Source organism: Parafrankia irregularis (assembly GCF_001536285.1).
Classification (GTDB): Bacteria; Actinomycetota; Actinomycetes; order Frankiales; family Frankiaceae; genus Parafrankia; species Parafrankia irregularis.
This window is the reverse complement of record NZ_FAOZ01000003.1, coordinates 495,802-512,142: the sequence shown is the minus strand read 5'-3', so window position 1 is coordinate 512,142 and position 16,341 is coordinate 495,802. Positions and strand designations below refer to the sequence as shown.

The 16,341-nt window shown below is 71.3% G+C and carries 17 protein-coding genes; 6 read left to right on the top strand and 11 right to left on the bottom strand.

Annotation, left to right across the window (positions count from 1 at the left end):
- Positions 1-22 precede the first annotated feature (22 nt).
- From AWX74_RS07025 to AWX74_RS39425, 6 genes are all read right to left on the bottom strand, one after another.
- Positions 23-1,411 (bottom strand): YcaO-like family protein, encoded by a 1,389-nt coding sequence (locus AWX74_RS07025; RefSeq protein WP_091272829.1) that lies wholly within the window; start codon positions 1,409-1,411, stop codon positions 23-25.
- 41 nt (positions 1,412-1,452) lie between these two features.
- On the bottom strand, positions 1,453-2,823 hold the full coding sequence (locus AWX74_RS07020; RefSeq protein ID WP_091272827.1) for a YcaO-like family protein: 1,371 nt from the start codon (positions 2,821-2,823) through the stop codon (positions 1,453-1,455).
- The gene (locus AWX74_RS07015) at positions 2,820-4,637 is read right to left on the bottom strand and encodes a CocE/NonD family hydrolase (protein WP_091272825.1); all 1,818 of its coding nucleotides are present in this window, start codon (positions 4,635-4,637) and stop codon (positions 2,820-2,822) included. Before AWX74_RS07015 ends, AWX74_RS07020 begins: the two co-directional genes overlap by 4 nt.
- On the bottom strand, positions 4,634-5,512 hold the full coding sequence (locus AWX74_RS07010; protein WP_091272821.1) for a hypothetical protein: 879 nt from the start codon (positions 5,510-5,512) through the stop codon (positions 4,634-4,636). Before AWX74_RS07010 ends, AWX74_RS07015 begins: the two co-directional genes overlap by 4 nt.
- A gap of 127 nt (positions 5,513-5,639) precedes the next feature.
- Positions 5,640-5,828: a streptamidine-related RiPP repeat protein gene (locus AWX74_RS07005; protein WP_054567594.1), complete on the bottom strand. Its 189-nt coding sequence runs from the start codon at positions 5,826-5,828 to the stop codon at positions 5,640-5,642.
- 470 nt (positions 5,829-6,298) lie between these two features.
- Positions 6,299-6,760, bottom strand: a complete 462-nt coding sequence (locus tag AWX74_RS39425; RefSeq protein WP_131799417.1) for a DUF3592 domain-containing protein — start codon at positions 6,758-6,760, stop codon at positions 6,299-6,301.
- A gap of 17 nt (positions 6,761-6,777) precedes the next feature.
- Between AWX74_RS39425 and AWX74_RS39420 the strand changes: the two genes are divergently transcribed.
- The 6 genes from AWX74_RS39420 (at position 6,778) to AWX74_RS06965 (ending at position 11,343) form a co-directional block, all read left to right on the top strand.
- Positions 6,778-7,125, top strand: a complete 348-nt coding sequence (locus AWX74_RS39420; protein ID WP_131799416.1) for a hypothetical protein — start codon at positions 6,778-6,780, stop codon at positions 7,123-7,125.
- A 237-nt stretch (positions 7,126-7,362) separates the two neighbouring features.
- Positions 7,363-7,839 carry a rubrerythrin gene (locus AWX74_RS06985; RefSeq protein ID WP_091272813.1) on the top strand — a complete coding sequence of 159 codons (477 nt, stop codon included), beginning with the start codon at positions 7,363-7,365 and terminating at the stop codon, positions 7,837-7,839.
- 82 nt (positions 7,840-7,921) lie between these two features.
- On the top strand, positions 7,922-8,809 hold the full coding sequence (locus AWX74_RS06980; protein ID WP_091272811.1) for a hypothetical protein: 888 nt from the start codon (positions 7,922-7,924) through the stop codon (positions 8,807-8,809).
- Positions 8,810-9,179: 370 nt separating this feature from the next.
- A complete protein-coding gene (locus tag AWX74_RS06975) occupies positions 9,180-9,605 on the top strand; it encodes an FG-GAP repeat domain-containing protein (RefSeq protein WP_091272809.1) in 426 nt (141 codons plus the stop codon).
- 24 nt (positions 9,606-9,629) lie between these two features.
- Complete coding sequence (locus AWX74_RS06970) at positions 9,630-10,880, top strand: FG-GAP repeat domain-containing protein (RefSeq protein WP_207550265.1); 1,251 nt, start codon at positions 9,630-9,632, stop codon at positions 10,878-10,880.
- A 13-nt stretch (positions 10,881-10,893) separates the two neighbouring features.
- Positions 10,894-11,343 carry a HEAT repeat domain-containing protein gene (locus AWX74_RS06965; protein WP_091272805.1) on the top strand — a complete coding sequence of 150 codons (450 nt, stop codon included), beginning with the start codon at positions 10,894-10,896 and terminating at the stop codon, positions 11,341-11,343.
- Between the two features lie 38 nt (positions 11,344-11,381).
- Here the strand turns inward: AWX74_RS06965 and AWX74_RS06960 are convergent, their stop codons facing one another.
- The 5 genes from AWX74_RS06960 to AWX74_RS06940 all read right to left on the bottom strand — a co-directional run bounded on the left by AWX74_RS06960 (position 11,382) and on the right by AWX74_RS06940 (position 16,240).
- Positions 11,382-12,227 carry a sugar phosphate isomerase/epimerase family protein gene (locus AWX74_RS06960; protein WP_091272973.1) on the bottom strand — a complete coding sequence of 282 codons (846 nt, stop codon included), beginning with the start codon at positions 12,225-12,227 and terminating at the stop codon, positions 11,382-11,384.
- 66 nt (positions 12,228-12,293) lie between these two features.
- Positions 12,294-13,283, bottom strand: a complete 990-nt coding sequence (locus tag AWX74_RS06955; RefSeq protein ID WP_091272802.1) for a beta/alpha barrel domain-containing protein — start codon at positions 13,281-13,283, stop codon at positions 12,294-12,296.
- The gene (locus AWX74_RS06950; protein ID WP_193209658.1) at positions 13,280-14,536 is read right to left on the bottom strand and encodes a CaiB/BaiF CoA transferase family protein; all 1,257 of its coding nucleotides are present in this window, start codon (positions 14,534-14,536) and stop codon (positions 13,280-13,282) included. Before AWX74_RS06950 ends, AWX74_RS06955 begins: the two co-directional genes overlap by 4 nt.
- A gap of 86 nt (positions 14,537-14,622) precedes the next feature.
- On the bottom strand, positions 14,623-15,417 hold the full coding sequence (locus AWX74_RS06945; RefSeq protein ID WP_091272799.1) for an IclR family transcriptional regulator: 795 nt from the start codon (positions 15,415-15,417) through the stop codon (positions 14,623-14,625).
- A gap of 64 nt (positions 15,418-15,481) precedes the next feature.
- The gene (locus AWX74_RS06940) at positions 15,482-16,240 is read right to left on the bottom strand and encodes a maleate cis-trans isomerase family protein (RefSeq protein ID WP_091272797.1); all 759 of its coding nucleotides are present in this window, start codon (positions 16,238-16,240) and stop codon (positions 15,482-15,484) included.
- Positions 16,241-16,341 lie beyond the last annotated feature (101 nt).

Sequence of the window (16,341 nt, the reverse complement as noted above, 5' to 3'; positions counted from 1 at the left end):
CGGTCCCGTGAGCCGGCGTCGGTCAGTGCGGCAGCGGTATCGACGGCAGGACCGCGGTGCGCGGTGCGGTGCGCGCCGCGGGCAGTCGGTGTCCGCCGAGGAACGGCAGTCCGACCGCGGTGTTGCTGTACAGGCCGGGGACGACGACCCGCGTGACGTGCAGACCGGCGCGGCGTACGTCCGGCGTGGTCACGTCGACCGCGACCGCCCGGTGACCGGCTCCGGCGAGCCGGTCGACCAGGTCGGCCGCTGCCGGTCCGGGTGCGTGCGCCGGAGCGGAGCCGAGATCCGTCAGCTCGACGGATCCGACGATGGTGTCCGCAACGGTCCGGCGGAACCGCTCCCGCGCGGCCGGGTCGAGGTAGAGCTGGAGGTGGCAGCCGTAGTCCACGACGTCGGACAGGTCGTCGCGGTAGGAGCGGAGGTAGGCCCGATCAGACCGCCAGGGCCGCAGCGGGCTGGTCGGGCTGGCCGCGACCTGGGCGTAGGGCCCGTCGGGGTCGTCGTAGTCGGCGACGAACAACTGCAGCTGCAGCGCCTCCCCGCACGCTTTCAGCGCCGCGTCCACCGGGTCCGGATGCACCCCCATGCCCAACGTCAGGTAGCCGGTCCGGTCGTCGGTGACCAGCGCCCCGACGACCGGCACGCCGAACTCGTCGTCGAAGGCGAGGAACCGGACGTCCAGCGCGCCCTGCGGCCCGCGGCAGAAGTCCCGCAGCCAGCCCGGCGGCACCGCTTCGCGAAGGCCCCGCCCGCCGAACCAGGACATGGTCATCGCGTCACGTTCGACGACTTCCAGCAGCGCGCCCCCCTCGGCGCTCGCGCGGTCCGGGCCGGCGGCGAGACCGGCCTGGATGATCGGGTTCGTCCGGGGCACCGGATGGGCGGCGGCGGGAGCGTTCCAGGACACCCAGACGAGCGACGCCGGCACGAGGACGGCGATGCCGGTGCGCAGGTCCCGGCCGGCCGCCCACTGCTGTTCGAGGTCCCGGCTCATCGGGACCAGGGGGAATCCCGGCGTCGCGTACTGAGCAGGTGAGTACAGAGCGAGCTGGTCCGGGTCGATCGCCTCGACGCCGGCGTCGGCGAGATCCCGGTAACTGGCGGTGGTCAGCCCCGCCGGGACGAGGTTGCCGCAGTACCGTTCAGCGGCCTCGCCCAACGCCGCGGCGAGGGCGCGCCGTGGATCCGCGAAGGCGTAGCCGGCCCCGGTGGCGTCCGCCGGCCACGGCCCGAACCAGGTCGTGTCGCACAGCCAGGCGTGGGTCAGGCTGAACGACGGCGGGAACCAGGGTGGGATCCGGCGGGGTGCCAGCCGACGCACGACCCCCGTCCGCTCGTCGTACAGCGACGGGTACGGCAGGTCCGCGGCGGGCGGCTCGGGGATCAGGTCGGTTGTCGTGAGATTCATGAGAGGTCAGCCTCCTTCGTCACCGAGAAGGAACCGCGCGTTCAGGCGAGCGGCAGGGGGTGGCGGACGAGGTCGTCCTCGGTCAGCCGACGGCTGCTCCAGCCCAGCGCGGCCGGAACGTCGTAGAGTCGCCGGCCGCCGCGCAGCGGGTAGGCCGGTGGACCGTTCCCGACCAGCCCGGGCACCACGACGCGGACCACGTGCAGCCCGGTGCGGGCCACGTCGGGGGTGGTCAGATCGACCGACACCGCCCGTAGCCCACGCCCGTGCAGGCGCTCCAGGTAGGCGGCGCGCGTGCCGTCGAGGGATGAGCCGTCAGCTCGGGGCAGGTCGTCGAGACGGACGGCCTCGTCCGGACACAGCCGGCCCAGGGCGCGGCGTTGGACGTCGGGATCGAGATAGAGCTGGGCCACGGCCGGCAGATCCACCAGCTCCCGATAGTCCTCACTCACCGAGGCGCCATAGCGGCGGTCGACGCGAAACGGCAGGAAGACGTGGTCCTCGATGTCACCGGCGGCGACCGCGCGCCACACGTCGCTGTCGGGGGTGGCGAGCTGACGGGTCAGGGCCAGCAGCTGCAGTGCCTCGACCAACGCCTTGACCGCTGCGGTCGACGGGTCCGCGCGGCAGGCGCTGCCGAACGCGACGACGCCCGCCGCCTCGTCGGCGAGGAACGCGGCAAGGACCGGAACGCCGAACTCGGAGGGCACCGCCAACAGCCGCACGGTCAGCGGATGGTTCGGGTCGGGGCGGCCCAGCTGGCCGGTCACCCGGCCGTCGTCGAGGACCGTGCGGGCCGGGGCTCCGGACGCCCACCAGATCGTCGTCGCGTCCCGCTCGAACAGCTCCTCCAACGCGGCCGTCTCCGCCGCGCCCCGGCTCGTCCCCGCGGCGATCCCGGAGTACATCAGCGCGTGCGTCGGCGGCTCGCCGCGGTGCGGGCCGTGGAAATAGTCCAGATAGACCAACGACGCCGGGACGAGGACCGGCCCACCGGCGGCCAGGTCGGTACCGGGCACCCAGGCGACCTCCAGCTCCCGGGTGAACGGGACGAACGGGAATCCATGTGTCGAGTACTGCCGGTCCGAGTACAACGCCAGGTCGTTCGGGTCGACCGCCTGAACACCCCGCGCGGTCAGCGCGTCCCAGCTCGCTGCCGGCAGGTCGGTGGGCACCGCGTTGCCGCAGTAGCGCTCCACCGCCTCACCGATCGCCGCCGCCCGCGCCCGCCGTGGATCGCCGAGAGTCGCCCCGAAGCCGAACCCGTCCGCGCGCCACCAGGCGAACCGGTCGGCGCGCGCAACCCGTGCGCTGCGTCCCAGCCAGCCCGACGGCATGCCAGGAGGGGGTGGCTGGTCGACCACTCCCGTCAACAGCCCCAGCCGGTCATCCACGAGCGGTTCGCCGTTCATGGATGTGACCCTTCGCCCGCACCCGTTACCGCGAGCAACTGGTCATCCCCCGAACCGAAGGCACGCTCGGCCGGCCCGGCTGTCCTGTCCCGCCCGGCTGTCCTGTCCCGCCCGGCCGTACTGTCCCGGTCGGCCTTCCCGTCCCGCTCGATCTCCGCAGCGACGCCGAGGCCCATCACGGAGAGCACGAGGCGGATTCCTGCGCGAGCGGGCTCGAACAGCACGGTCTGCGTGTACGGCCGTGTCGCGGCGGTGGTGTAGCGGTCCTGCCCGGTGCCCAGGTTCCGGGCCAGATTCGGATGATCACTGCCGGTGATCTCCAGGACCAGTCGAGCCCCCGTCGGCAGTTGCTCCACCGCACCTGCCAGCGTGACGGCGAAGGCCCCGCTGGTGCCGGCCGGTGCTGTCCGGACGGCGCTGCCGAAGGCGATCTCGAACAGCGCGCCGTCGACCTGCCAGCCGAGCACCCGCACGATCCAGTCAGCCGCCGGGCCGTCCGCCGCGGCCGACAGCTCCACCCGTCCACTGCCGAGGAGCGTGACGGGGGCGGGCAACGGGTCGGAGATGAACCGGACGGCGTCCTTCCGGCCGAGCAGGGGCCGGCGGTCCGCGCCGGGGACCGTGGAGGGAAAGGGCTCCGCCGGGTCGTAGCGGAAACTCCGCCCGCCGGCCGGTCCGGAGTCCTCGACGGACAGCGTTTCGTCGGCCCCGGCGTACCAGACCGCGTCGGTCGCCGGGGCCGGCGGCCACTGGGCGCATGCGACCCACTGATCGGCGCCGCGGACGAAGACCTCCGCTCCCGACAGCGCCTGCGAGGCCGGCGGCGTCGGCGCGTGCGGTGCGGATGCCGTGGGTGACACCGCGGGGAGGGCCGAGGAGGCGGGTGCGGGCCGCAGCACGGCCCGCAGCCAGTCGATGCAGCGTGTCCCGAAGTCGTAGCGCGACGCCGGTCCGTGGTCGCGGTCGCCGACCCGGCTGGTCGGGGCGAATGCGAGATCGTGGCCCCACGCCCCGACGAGCATTCGCCTCGGCGGCCGAGGGGTGACCGCGGAGCCGACGAGGTCCCAATGGGTGAGGGTCTCGGTGACCAGCAGGTCGTACCAGCCGCCGACATGGAACGCCGCCGCCCTCACCCCGGCCAGCTCCCCGTCGGTCAGCACCTCCGGACCAGGTTCGGGACCGTCGTGCAGAAGGTCGGCCCAGTGCGGCAGGGACGCGCCCATCCGTGCGGGGAGCTCGCAGACGGGAAGGTGGTCGAGCACGTCGGGCTGGCGGGCGTGCACCAGGCGGACCAGCCCGTCCCGGCTGGTCCGTCCGTCCGCTCGTTCCAGCCACCAGTAGGCGTGCTCGGCGAGGCGCAGGATGCCGCTCGGCTCGAACTTGGTCCGGTGCAGGCCCATCGACGGGCCGAGGCTCACCACCGCCCGTACCGCGTCGGGGCGCTCCACCGCCAGGGCCCAGGCGGTGAACCCGGAGTAGGAGCCTCCGTAGGCCACGAGCTGGCTATCGCACCACCGCTGGTCGATGATCCAGTCGGCCAGCGTGGCACCGTCGGCGCGCTCGTCGCGGTATGGCCGCCACTGCCCGTCCGAGTCGTACCGGCCCCGCACGTCCTGCACGACGTAGCCGAAGCCCCGCGCTGCCCAGCCCTGGCCCTCGGCGAGATGGGCGCTGCGCCCGTAGGGGGTGCGCGTCACGACCACCGGGACGGGCCAGTCCACCCGTGGCGGCAGGTGGACGTCGACCGCGAGCGGCGTTCCGTCCGCGCCGGCGACCCGCAGGTTCGTCCACATCTCACCCGGCGCCGCGCTCATGTGCGCACCGGCCCGGCGGGTCGCGCACCACGCCGCGGCGCGGCGGGTGACGCCACGACCGGCAACGGGAGGACCGGATGACGGCGCATCTCACCGTCGGGACCGACCTCGACCTGGACGTCGATCTCCGGCAGCTGGTCGGTTGCCCACCAGCGCTCCACCTCGCCGAGCAGCAGCCCGGCCGCGACCGCCACGACACCGCGCCCCGGCCATGGCACAGGCGGAGGTTCGGACGTCGATGCGCCCAGCCAGGACCAGTGCGCCAGCAGCTCCTCCGGCGCGCCGGCAGCTGCGAGCCGACGACCCCGCACGTCCTCGTAGCCGGCGCTGCGGCCAGGCACCGTCAGCGGACCAGCGAACAGCGACAGCCCTTCCATGTGCGCACGTGTCCACGCTGTCGCGTGCTGCCCGCACCATCGCTCCACTCGCCGCCAGTCCGTGTCCGGCAACCAGCCCGCGCAGTCCACCAGCACGTCCGCGCCGCGCACGACGGTCTCGTCGACCGGCCCGCGCCGCACCCGCGTCGCCCACCCTGCCGCGAGATCCGCGACGAGCCGCGCGACCGGGCCATCCCCTGCCACATGCAGCACCGACGGCCCCGGCCGGGCCCTGGCTGACGAATCCGCGTCGACTATGACGCCCCGTTCTCGGAGCGCGTCGGCCAGCTGGCCGACGACCGCGTCGGACCGCTCGTCGCCGTCCGTGACCAGTCGCGCCGGCTCCGCCTTCCTCGGCGGGGGGCCACACAGACGCTCCCGAAGCCGCGCGACCGCCTCCGACGGGCCCGTCACCCGCAGAAACGCATCCCCTGGCCCCAGGACACGCCAGCTGCCGTCCGGGAACTCGTACAGGTGATGCCCCTCAGCCAGCCTCACCGACAACCCTCCTTTTTGCTGTGGCGGCAACCGTGCCGTGGCGGCGACCGTGCTGTGGCGGCGACCGTGCTGTGGCGGCGACCGCACGGGGGCCGGGCCGCTTGGGTGCGACCCGGCCCCCGCCGACTCAGCGAGCGATCACGAACGGGCTGTGGACCAGCGCGTTGGTGCCCGGACCCTGCGGCGCCGCCACCGGGGCGGCCACCGCGACCGGCTCGATCACGAACGGGCTGTGGACCAGCGCGTTGGTGCCCGGACCCTGCGGCGCCGCCACCGGGGCCGCCGCCGCGACGGGTTCGACTCGGAACTCACTCACGACTGCCTCCTACCTGTAATGAAAACGGAAACCATTTCCGTGTCGCAGACAGTAGGTGTGTCGGGAGGGTGGACGCAACCAGTTCGGGCAACTACTTTCGGTCACGATCGGATGGTCTGGGTGGTAGGGGGACGCCGCGGCCGACCCCGGATCCCGCGCCCCGTGCTCGCCGGCGGGTCATCAGGCGCGAAGTCGACCGGCTCCTCCGGCGGGTACCGCCGGGTCGACGCCATCGCGGCGAACCGCCCACGGAACCCGAACCTGTCAGGCCGTTCCGTGCTCGCCCGCTCCGATATCGCGTGCGCCTGCGCATCAGAACCGTTCGGGGTTACAGGAACCTCCCCGCTCCCCGTCGCCGTGTGACAGGCAGGTCGCGAGGGCCGCGGCCTGGCCGAGTGTGCCCAGGACGTCCACAGGTTCGGATCACGGGGATGGGCTGCCCGCCGGGCTACCGGCGAACTCACCACCCGTCACGCCCTGAAGGGCCACCACCCGACAAAAAACAATATGAATGCCCCCAGCAGGCCGATCCCGAGGGCCAGGAAGGTGAAGCCCATGACGACCCTCGCGATGCCGGGTTCGGAGGGGCTGTGGGCGAGACTGGTGGGATCGCCGCGGTCGTAGACAACGTCTACCTGCCCGCCTGCCGGGTAGGAGCCGGAGACCTCCCCGACATACTTCTCGCCGCCGACGGTATAGCTCACCCTGGTGGTGTGTTCTTTCCAGCTGGTGGTTTCATCGCTCCTCCACTCGTAACGTGTGGAGAGTGCCACGGCAGTCGTGTGCACGCCATTGTTCCGTAACGAGAGATCGGACATGGCATTGTCGAGCAGCCAGCGGTTCACAAGCAGCAGCGGGGCGAGACCGGCCAAGAAGAACAACGAATAACCGACAACTGTCAGGTCGCCTCGGAACCGGTATGGCAGACGCATCAGGAATCCCTGGTCCGATGGAGAGCGCGGTCGGTTCCGCGGGCGGAGCACAGCGCCTCTTCCCACGCGGCGACCGGCTGCCCGACCGCCTCATCTCCGGTCCGAAGATACAGGGCCTCGCCGACCGGAGCAGCAACCGCGAGGCGCGGGCGAGATTCCTTCGGTCGACGCCCTCGCCCGGCCATCCGTACGCGGTCCGAAAGATTGCCGCCACCAGCATGTTTCGGCGCATGACCCTGGTGGGCACCGCGATGGAGCTCGGGTGCCTCGGCAGGCCGCACGCCGAACATCTGGCGCCGGTCGTCACCCGTTTCCTGGCAGCCTCCGGAAGGCAGGTCGACGCCGGGCCCCCGGAACAGCCCTGACCGTTCAGCAGGTTGGTGACCAGCGGGCGGTCGAGGTCCCGCTGGGTGGTGCGGTCGCAGACGCCGGCGTACATGTCGACGGCGAGCTTCGCCACGCCGAGTGCCTCGACCGGGAAGACGGCGCACCAGGCCGATCCGCGGCGCCTGCTCGGCGATGACCTCAGATCTGTGACTCTTCCGGTCGCTCTGGTTATCCTTGGAAGGGCCCATGCTGCGGGTTGTCGAGGAGGCGGCAGAATGGATGAGCAGGATTTCCGGGCGGCCGCCCGGGATCTCTCGCGACTCGACCACCTGGATGTTCCCGAGCTCGAGGTCGTCTACAAGCTGGAACGCACATCCGGGTTCTTCTACTTTCAGCTCGCGGACAGCCTCCGAAACGAAGAGGCCGCCGAACTTCTTCGCCGCAACGGCCGCGGGGAGTGGGGCCATGCCAGCCGGATGCAACAGGCCCTCACCATCAAGCTCGGGTGCCCGTACGAGCCTTCCGCGGACCTGGAGGGCGGCTATCCCCTCGGGCCGCCACCCCCGGTGGACGCGGCATTGCTGGCCGCCATCGCACGCGGCGAGCGGGCCGGTGACGCCGACTACCAGCGGTGGGCCGGCACCGAACCCGACCCGAACGTCGCGCGCCTGCTCCGGATCAACGGACGCGAGGATTCGCAGCACGCCGACCGGGTGGCCCGGGTGAGTGCCCTGCTCGACGCAGATATGTAGAACCGCGCCAAGGACGACGGCGGCGCCGGTCCGCGGATGCCACGACCACCGCCGAAGCGGTTCCGGGGCGTAGGGTTCGCGGGTGGCTACTGCCGCCGAGTACGCAGCTGGCCGGGTGGACGCGGTGCGCGACGATCCGGCGGGGCGGTTGGCGTTGCTGGGCTCTCTCTACGCAGCGCCACCGGGGTGGCCCGAGCTGCGGCTGCCGTATCGGCGGGCGGCATTGGCATTCATGCGCTGGCAGCTACGCCGCGGCCTGCTCGCCCCGGTGGACGGTGAGGCGCCGGGAAGTGCTTGGTGGCGGGCCGTCAACGAGCGGCTTCTGCGTGACACCGCCGAGGCGCGTGGCCACGTGGTTGGAATGGGTGGTCCGATGTCCTCGCCGAGCGCCGCGTCGTCGGTGGCGTTCGCCCGCCGGCCTTCGGTACAGGCGTGGTACCGCGCGCACAACGCGAGCGTCGTGGCCGCCTATCTCGAGCACCGGGCACTGGCCGACGCCGAAAGCTATGTGGAGCGGTTCTTCCTGAACCTGGTGCTGGTCCGCGTACTGTACGCGCACGCGCTGGTGGCCGCTCCGCGCCTCGCGATGGGCTGGTTGGGGCCGGTCGCGCCCCTGCTCGGTGACCCGCGGGTGAGAATGACCGGAATCTTCCTGTCGCTGTCCCGGGTGCTGCCCGACCGGTATCCCCTTGAGGGCGATCTGCAGGGGTATATCGACGACGAGCACGGCCTCGGTCGGCTGCTCGACGTCGGGATGATCGTGCCGCGTCTGGACGCGCTCTACTCCTGGTCGGCCGCGGAGCTGTCGATTCCCGAACTCACCGGGCTGATCCGGGACCGGGTCCCGTGCTATGCCTGGGATCCCACCGACAGGGAGCCCTGGGACCCGGCGCCGAATCCGGTCGTTCGAGCACTTCGGTGGATGGTTCCACCCGGTGGGGCAACCCACGCCGGCGGCGGCACTGTGTGACCGGCGCTTTCAGCTCCCATTCCGCCCGCGCGCCCCAGCCCTGTTGACCCGCGCAGCCGGCAGCTGGCACTGCTGCCAGTGCCCGTTGCGAGAGATAAGGACTCCGTGCACCCGGCGGCGTGATCCGCTGTGTACCGATTCGCGCTTTCTGGGTATTGATGTGTCCTGCTGGCGGCAGGCACCCCCGGTGTTGACTGGTGCATTTCGAACGAATCCTGCGGCTTTCCGTGTCACCCAGGCGACCCGCGGATATTTTGCAGGGTGAATCCCGATAGCCTCGCCGCGGCGGTGATGACGCACCCCGGCAGGAGCGCCCCGCCGACAAAATCGCCGTTCACGACGATGCCGGGCATCGTCGGGAGGAGATGTGATGACCGCGAAACGCGCCGACTTCGATGGCGACGGCCGCGCCGAGATCCCGGTGGTGAGCCCCTGGGGCCTGGGGATCCTCGAGTACTCCGGCGGCACGCTGACTGCGCCGGCCATGCAGCCGAACGGCACCCGCTTCGGCGGCTGGCTGCTCAACACCGCCGACAACCGCTTCGACGCCCTCGGTGACCTCGACGGCGACGGTCGCGACGAGATCCTCGTCAGCAGCCCCTGGGGCGTCGGCGTGCTGGAACAGGCGGGGAGCACCTTCGGCTGCCCGATGCTGGCCCCGAACGGGACTCGTTTCGGTGGGTGGCTGCTGAACACCGCGGACAACCGTTTCGGCCCGGTCGGCGACTTCGACGGTGACGGGCGTGACGAAATCCTGGTCACCAGCCCGTGGGGCATCGGGATCCTCAAGCTGTAGGGCTCCACCTTCACCGTGCCGATGATGGCGCCGAACGGGACTCGTTTCGGTGGGTGGCTGCTGAACACCGCCGACAACCGTTTCGGCCCGGTCGGCGACTTCGACGGTGACGGGCGTGACGAAATCCTGGTCACCAGCCCGTGGGGCATCGGGATCCTCAAGCTGTCGGGCTCCACCCTCACGGTGCCGATGATGGCGCCGAACGGGACCCGTTTCGGGGGCTGGCTCCTCAACACCGCCGACAACCATTTCGCCACCCCGGCCGACTTCGACGGCGACGGCCGCGACGAAATCCTCGTCACCAGCCCGTGGGGACTCGGGATTCTCCGGCTCTCCGGTGGCACACTGACCTCCCCCGTCATGGTCTCCAACGGCACCCGGCTCGGTGGGTGGCTGCTGAACACCGCCGACAACCGCCTCGGCCCGGTCGGCGACCTGGACGGCGACAAACGAGCCGAGATCGTCATCACCAGCCCGTGGGGCCTCGGTGTCCTCGAACTCAACGGCTCGACGCTGAACAGTCTGATGCTGGCTCCGAACGGGACCCGTTTCGGGGGCTGGCTCCTCAACACCGCCGACAACTACGTCGACATGGTCGTCGACGTGGACGGCGACGGCAGCGACGAGATCATCGTGACCAGCCCGTGGGGCATCGGCGTCCTCGAACTCAACGGCCCGTCACTGAACAGTCTGATGCTGGCTCCGAACGGCACCCGTTTCGGCGGCTGGCTCCTCAACACGGCCGACAACCAGATCGGCGTCGGGGACCAGCTCGTCCGGCTGCACATCAAGATCCTCACCACACCGGACGTCAGCATCGAGAACATGATCGTCGCCATGGCGCGGGCCTACGAGGCCGTCGGCATCCGGGTGCACCGGGTGAGTACGGAGACCCTCAGCCTGCCCGCCCTCAACGACCTCGACGTCGGAACCTGTCAGCTCGGTGTGACCACCACCGAGCAGAACCAGTTGTTCAACAACCGCAACAACGCCGGTCCGCTGGATGTCGTCGTGTACTTCGTCCGCAGCACGGTGCCGCCCTACAACGGCTGCGCGTCGCATCCGGCGGGGCGGCCGGGGGCCGTCGTCGCCCAGGGCGCCACGGAGTGGACGCTCGCCCATGAGGTGGGGCATGTCCTCACCCTGCGGCACGTCGATGACAACAACCGCCTCATGACCGGCAACGGCACCGCGAACATCACGAACCCGCCGCCGGACCTGGTCGCCACCGAGGTCAACAGCATGCGGGCCAGCCGGCTCACCCACGCGATCTGAGCAGGAGACGACGATGGCCGTAACCATGAACGACGTCCGAGCCCGCCTGGACCCGGAGGAGGTCGACTACACCTCCGCCGCGCGGCTGGGAGCCGAAGCGCTGCCGTTGCTCGCGGAGCTGGTCCGGGGGAACGACACCATGCTGGCGTCGAAGGCCGCCTACCTGGCCAGCCTCATTCCCGGCGAAGAACGTCTCCCGGTGCTGGGCGCGGCGGCCGCGTCACCTCATCCGAGGGTCCGCGTCGCTGCCGCCACTGGGCTGCGCAACCTCGACGAGGCCGACGCCGACGCGCTCGCCCAGCGACTTCTCCGTGACGAGGACGTCGGTGTCCGCAAGCAGTCCGTCCGCGCGGCGGCAGTCTTCTCCTCGCCGGTTCTGACGGAACGGATTCGGCAGATCGCGCAGGACGACCCGGAGATCGCCCTGCGCCACATCGCCGCGGCATCACTGGATCGGGGGTAGGGCGCACGGGCGGCCCCGGCCCGAGGCCGCCGGCCACCTCATCCGCTCGGCGAGAACCGCCCGCGTAGCGCGGCCGACGTGGCTGTGAACGCCTGGCGGGCCATTTCCGCCGGTCCGAGTGCCGTGAGTGAGGCTGAATACACCTCGGTCGCGATGATCGGCGCGGCTCCCGTCGCGGTGAGAACGTCCAGAACCGCGTCGATGTCGATGTCGCCGACGCCGGGTAACAGCCGCGCGGTGGTCGTCTCCACGACGGGGTCCTCGGCCGGCGCGGCGGGCGCGTCGCAGAGCTGGACCACGTCTATCCGTGCTGGGGATATGGCCCGCAGTACGTCCTCCCTCGGGCCGCCGGGCTGGCGGAACCAATGCCAGAGATCGAGGACGAGACCGAGGTTGTCGCGGTTCACCGCCTCCAGTAGCCGTGCCGCCTCGGCAAGGGTCGGCACCACCGTCCACGGCAGGAACTCGAAGCTGATCCGCAGGCCCTGGTCCGCCGCGATGTCGCACAGGCAGGCCAGTCGCGCGGCGACCTCGTCGAAGCCTGCCGTCCCGGGACGCGCGGTCGTGATCGCGATGATGTGCGCTGCCCCGGCGCGCCGGGCGAGGTCCACGAGCGGCGCGGCTTCCGCCGCGATCGCGGGCCGGTCGGCGGTAGCCCACTCGATCGCCACCTCCACGGTGGCGATCGACAGCCCGCGATCACGATGGCGGTCGAAGAACTCCTGCGGGGCCATTCCGGCGGTGACGGCGCCGTCGAAGTGGGAGCTCGTCATCTGGACTCCGCTGAAGCCCGCCGCTGCGACGGCGTCGACGAGCGAGCGGACGTCGTCGGCGTCGGCCGGACGGCCCGGCGGTAACAGTGTCGGTGCCGAGATGACGGTCATGAGGATGATCTCCAACCGGAGTGCGGGGAAGGGTCCAGGACGGCGTTCAGTTCTGTCGGGTCGTGGTCACGCCCTCGGCCGGGTCGTGGTCACGCCCTTGAAGGTGCGGAGGATGTCGCTCCATCGGGCGTGGGTCATCTCGCGGGCGGAGCCGCCGCGGCTGCGGTGGTCGAGGGCTTCCCGGCCGGTCGTCAGCCGGGCCAGTTCCGACACCCGGGCGTAGGCCTCCTCGTCTATGCCGGTGGTGACGCCGAGAGCGCCGGTGAAGGCGAGGAGATCCTCGGTCGGGAGGTTCCCGAGGACGTCGGGCTCACCGGGAAACCACAGGTCGCCGCCGATCCCGCAGAACGCCGACTCGAGCCAGTCGACGCCGACGCCCAGCGCGGCGAGCACGTTCGCGAGCGCGAAGCCGTTCCGCGCGTGCAGGTGCAGGCCGATCTCAAGCGTCGGGAAGGCGGCACGGGTGGCTTCCAGGGAGTCGACGATCTGCACCGGGTTGGCCATGCCGACGGTGTCGCCGAAGTAGACGCCCACCGCCCCTGCGTCAACGGCCCGCCGCACTGTCTCCAGGCGGATCGCCGGATCGGTGGCACCCACGCACGGCGTGAAGTACGCCATCGCGATCCCGACGATGAGGGCCGCGCCGGCGGCCCGGGCGATCTCGCCGATGGCTGGCAGGTCGGCCAGCACCTCCGCGACGCCGCTGCCCTGGTTGAGGCGGCTGACCTCCTCGTCGCAGCAGGTCAGGGCGACGAGGTAGTCGAGCTCGCACTGCCCGGCGCGGTGCGCGCCCCGCAGGTTGGGGACGAGCGCGCGGTACCGCACCCCGGGCTGGCGTGGCACGGCCGCGAGGACTGCCTCGGCGTCGGCGAGCTGGGGCAGCACTCGTGGGTGCGCGAACGAGGCGACTTCGATGTCCCGGACGCCGGCGTCGATCATGCGTTCCACGAGTTCGACCTTCGCCTCCGTCGGCACGATCCGCTCGACCGACTGCAGGCCGTCCCGCAGGCCCACCTCCACGACCCTGACACCGGGCTGGAACGTGAGCGAGCTCATCGGATCACCCCGCGGCGACGGAGGTCGGCGACCGTGTCGGCGTCGACGTCGAGCTCGGCGAGCAGTTCGTCGGTGGCGTCGCCGAGCGGCGGGCCGGCCCAGCGGATCCGCGCTGGCGTGCGGTCGAAGCGGGGCACCACCGCCTGCATCGGCAGGGTCGTGCCGTCCTCGCCGACCTCGACGTCGACGATGGACCGCCGCGCCGCGAAGTGCGGGTCGTCGAGCATTTCCGGCGCCCGGTAGATCAGGCCCACCGGCACCGCGTGGGCCAGGCAGCGGTCCTCGACCTCCCGGCGGGTGAGTGTGCTCGTCCAGGCGGTGATGATGTCGTCGAGGGCCTGCTGCCGGCGGCCTCGGTCGGCGTGCGTGGCGTAGTCCGGGTCGTCGGCGAGCGCGGGCTGGTCCATCGCCGCCGCCAGCCGCCGGAACACGGTGTCCTGGTTCGCCGCGATGAGCAGGTCCGCTCCGTCCGAGGTCGGGTACACGTTGGAGGGCGCGACCCCTGGCAGTACCGAGCCGGTGCGTTCACGAACATGGTCGAACGCGGCGTAGTCGGCCACCAGCGACTCGCTCATCGCGAGGACGGCTTCGTACAGGGCGCAGTCGACGACCTGGCCGCGGCCGCTGCTGGCGCGCTCGACCACCGCGGCGACGGCGCCGAGCGCGCCGAGCGTGCCGGCGAGGCTGTCGCCGATGGACAGCCCGGAGCGGCTCGGTGGTCGGTCCGGCTCGCCCATGAGGTGGCGTATCCCGCCCATCGCCTCGCCGATGGAGCCGTAGCCCGCCCGGCCGGCGTAGGGACCGGTCTGGCCGAAGCCGGTCACCCGGACCAGGATGAGCCCGGGGTTGGCTGCCGAGAGCTCGTCGTAGCCCAGGCCCCAGCGTTCCAGCGTGCCGGGGCGGAAGTTCTCGACGACGATGTCCGCGGTCGCGGCGAGGCGGCGCACCAGGTCCTGGCCTTCGACGCTGCGCAGGTCGCAGCCGAAGGATCGCTTGTTGCGGGCCAGCACCGACCAGTGCACCGGCGCTGCGGTGCCGTCGGTGTGGCCCCACCGCCGCATCGGGTCGCCGCCGGCCGGGTCCTCGATTTTGATCACCTCGGCGCCGTAGTCGCCGAGAAGCTGGCCGCAGAAGGGACCCGCGATGAGCTGGCCAAGCTCCAGGACCCGCAGGCCCGCGAGCGGTCCGTCGCCCCGTCGTCCCTGATCCTCGGGACCGGGCGGATCACTTGTGGCCGCGGACACATCAGTCATGGTCGTGGTCACCCCACCACATCACTTGTCTCGTTCGGACATCGGCACGGTTCGACTGTCGGCACGGCACACGTCAGACGTGGACATCAGAGCAGCTGTTGCGAGATCGCCTTGGCGCACTCGACGAGGGCCGGGGCATGCTGGGCGGCGCTCTCGGGTGAGAGCCGGAACGCGGGCGCGCCGATGGCCAACGCCCCGACGAGGGCGTCGCGTGCATCTGTCAGCGGAGCCGCCATGGAGCTGAGTCCTCGCTCGCGCTCCTCGGGCGAGTACGCCCAGCCGCGTTGGCGGGTGAGTGCCAGGTCGTCGGTGAGCCGGTCGACGGAGGTGATGGTGTTCGGCGTGAACGCGGGCAGGCCGGCGTCGAGCGCGAGCGCGAGTGCCTCCGGCTCGTGGGCCATGAAGATCTTGCCGGCGGCACCCGCGTTGAGCGGCTGGATCTGACCCACCTTGCCCTGGTAGATGATCGACTGTTCTGAGTGGCTCATGAGCACGGCCACTCGGGCACCGCCCTGGCGGACGTAGACGATGCACGATTCGCCGGTGCGGTCACGCAGGTCTCTCACGATGGGCCTGGCCGCGTCGATCAGGTCGGAACCGGCGGTTGCCGCGGCCGACCAGGCCATCACCCGTAGTCCGATCGAGTAGTAGTCGCCGGTCCGCTGGAGCAGGTTCTCCTGGACGAGTGAGCGCAGGATCCGGGCCACCGTCGTTGTCGGAAGGCCGGTCGCGGCCCGGACGTCGGAGGCCCGCAGCCGCGGCTGTCCCCGGGAGAAGCAGTCCAGGATCAGAGCCTGGCGGTGCAGCACCTGGACGGCGTCACTGTCGCGCGTCACGCCGGGCGGGCCCTGCTCGGTGTCGTTGCGGTTGTCGTCGTGCACGCCTGCCGGTGCCTCTCGTCTGGTCGTCGGTTCGTCTGCCCGCCGCGTCGCGTCGCGGGGACCGTCAGTGCCGGAGCAGGAGGGAGCCGAATCCCTCACGCCGGTCGGGGATCCCATGGCGGCGCAGTGCATGCCAGTACGTCGCCGTGTTGACGGCGATGACCGGAAGCCCGAGCCATCGTTCCGCCTCGTCGGCCAGCCGCGCCATGGACAGGTTCGCGCCGAACTGGATGATCGCGCGGGGTCGCCCGGCGGCGAGTTCGGTGAGCGCCGCGCGGACGTCCGCCTCGGGTGTGTGCGAGATCTGCAGGGGCGTGGGCGCCCGTAAGTGGATCGCCTGCTGGTATCCGTAGCCGATCTCCTCGACGAAGGCCTTCAGATGTGCGTCCGCGTCCGGCATGTACGGCGTCACGAGTGAGACCGGCCCGTCGTCGACACCGAGAGCGCGCAGCGCGGCCGGCAGCGCGTCCGCCGCATGGATGAGCGTCAGCTCCCCGAAACGGGTGTTGAGCCGCCGCTCGATGACCCGCGCGGCGCCGACACCGCCCCGGTACACCGCCTCGATGGACACGCCCATCACGACACACGTCGGCTCGACGCAGAGCACCCGTTGGACGGCATCGTCCAGGCCGCGGTCGATGGCGTCGACGAGCTCCTGGAATCCCACATCGCCGTCGATCGGCTTCTCGGGGATGTGGATGCGCGCGATGTGGTTCGTCACGCCATAGGGGCGCATCGCGTCATATTCGGGCTGTACCACCGTGTTGACCGACGGCGTCACGACACCGAACTTGGCCCGGTAGCCGAGTGGATCGCCGGACATCGGAGTCCTCCTGGTCGATAGGGACGGATCGGAGGGACACACACCGGGCGGTGCCCTGTGTCTCGCAGCGCGGCGAGCGCCTGCGGCCCGCGCGGTATCTT

Coding starts and splice junctions, on each gene's coding strand:
- AWX74_RS07025 (WP_091272829.1), bottom strand. CDS start 1,411: ATGAATCTCACGACAACCGACCTGATCCCCGAGCCGCCCGCCGCGGAC.
- AWX74_RS07020 (WP_091272827.1), bottom strand. CDS start 2,823: ATGAACGGCGAACCGCTCGTGGATGACCGGCTGGGGCTGTTGACGGGA.
- AWX74_RS07015 (WP_091272825.1), bottom strand. CDS start 4,637: ATGAGCGCGGCGCCGGGTGAGATGTGGACGAACCTGCGGGTCGCCGGC.
- AWX74_RS39425 (WP_131799417.1), bottom strand. CDS start 6,760: ATGCGTCTGCCATACCGGTTCCGAGGCGACCTGACAGTTGTCGGTTAT.
- AWX74_RS39420 (WP_131799416.1), top strand. CDS start 6,778: ATGGAGAGCGCGGTCGGTTCCGCGGGCGGAGCACAGCGCCTCTTCCCA.
- AWX74_RS06985 (WP_091272813.1), top strand. CDS start 7,363: ATGGATGAGCAGGATTTCCGGGCGGCCGCCCGGGATCTCTCGCGACTC.
- AWX74_RS06975 (WP_091272809.1), top strand. CDS start 9,180: ATGACCGCGAAACGCGCCGACTTCGATGGCGACGGCCGCGCCGAGATC.
- AWX74_RS06970 (WP_207550265.1), top strand. CDS start 9,630: ATGGCGCCGAACGGGACTCGTTTCGGTGGGTGGCTGCTGAACACCGCC.
- AWX74_RS06965 (WP_091272805.1), top strand. CDS start 10,894: ATGGCCGTAACCATGAACGACGTCCGAGCCCGCCTGGACCCGGAGGAG.
- AWX74_RS06960 (WP_091272973.1), bottom strand. CDS start 12,227: ATGACCGTCATCTCGGCACCGACACTGTTACCGCCGGGCCGTCCGGCC.
- AWX74_RS06955 (WP_091272802.1), bottom strand. CDS start 13,283: ATGAGCTCGCTCACGTTCCAGCCCGGTGTCAGGGTCGTGGAGGTGGGC.
- AWX74_RS06950 (WP_193209658.1), bottom strand. CDS start 14,536: ATGACTGATGTGTCCGCGGCCACAAGTGATCCGCCCGGTCCCGAGGAT.
- AWX74_RS06940 (WP_091272797.1), bottom strand. CDS start 16,240: ATGTCCGGCGATCCACTCGGCTACCGGGCCAAGTTCGGTGTCGTGACG.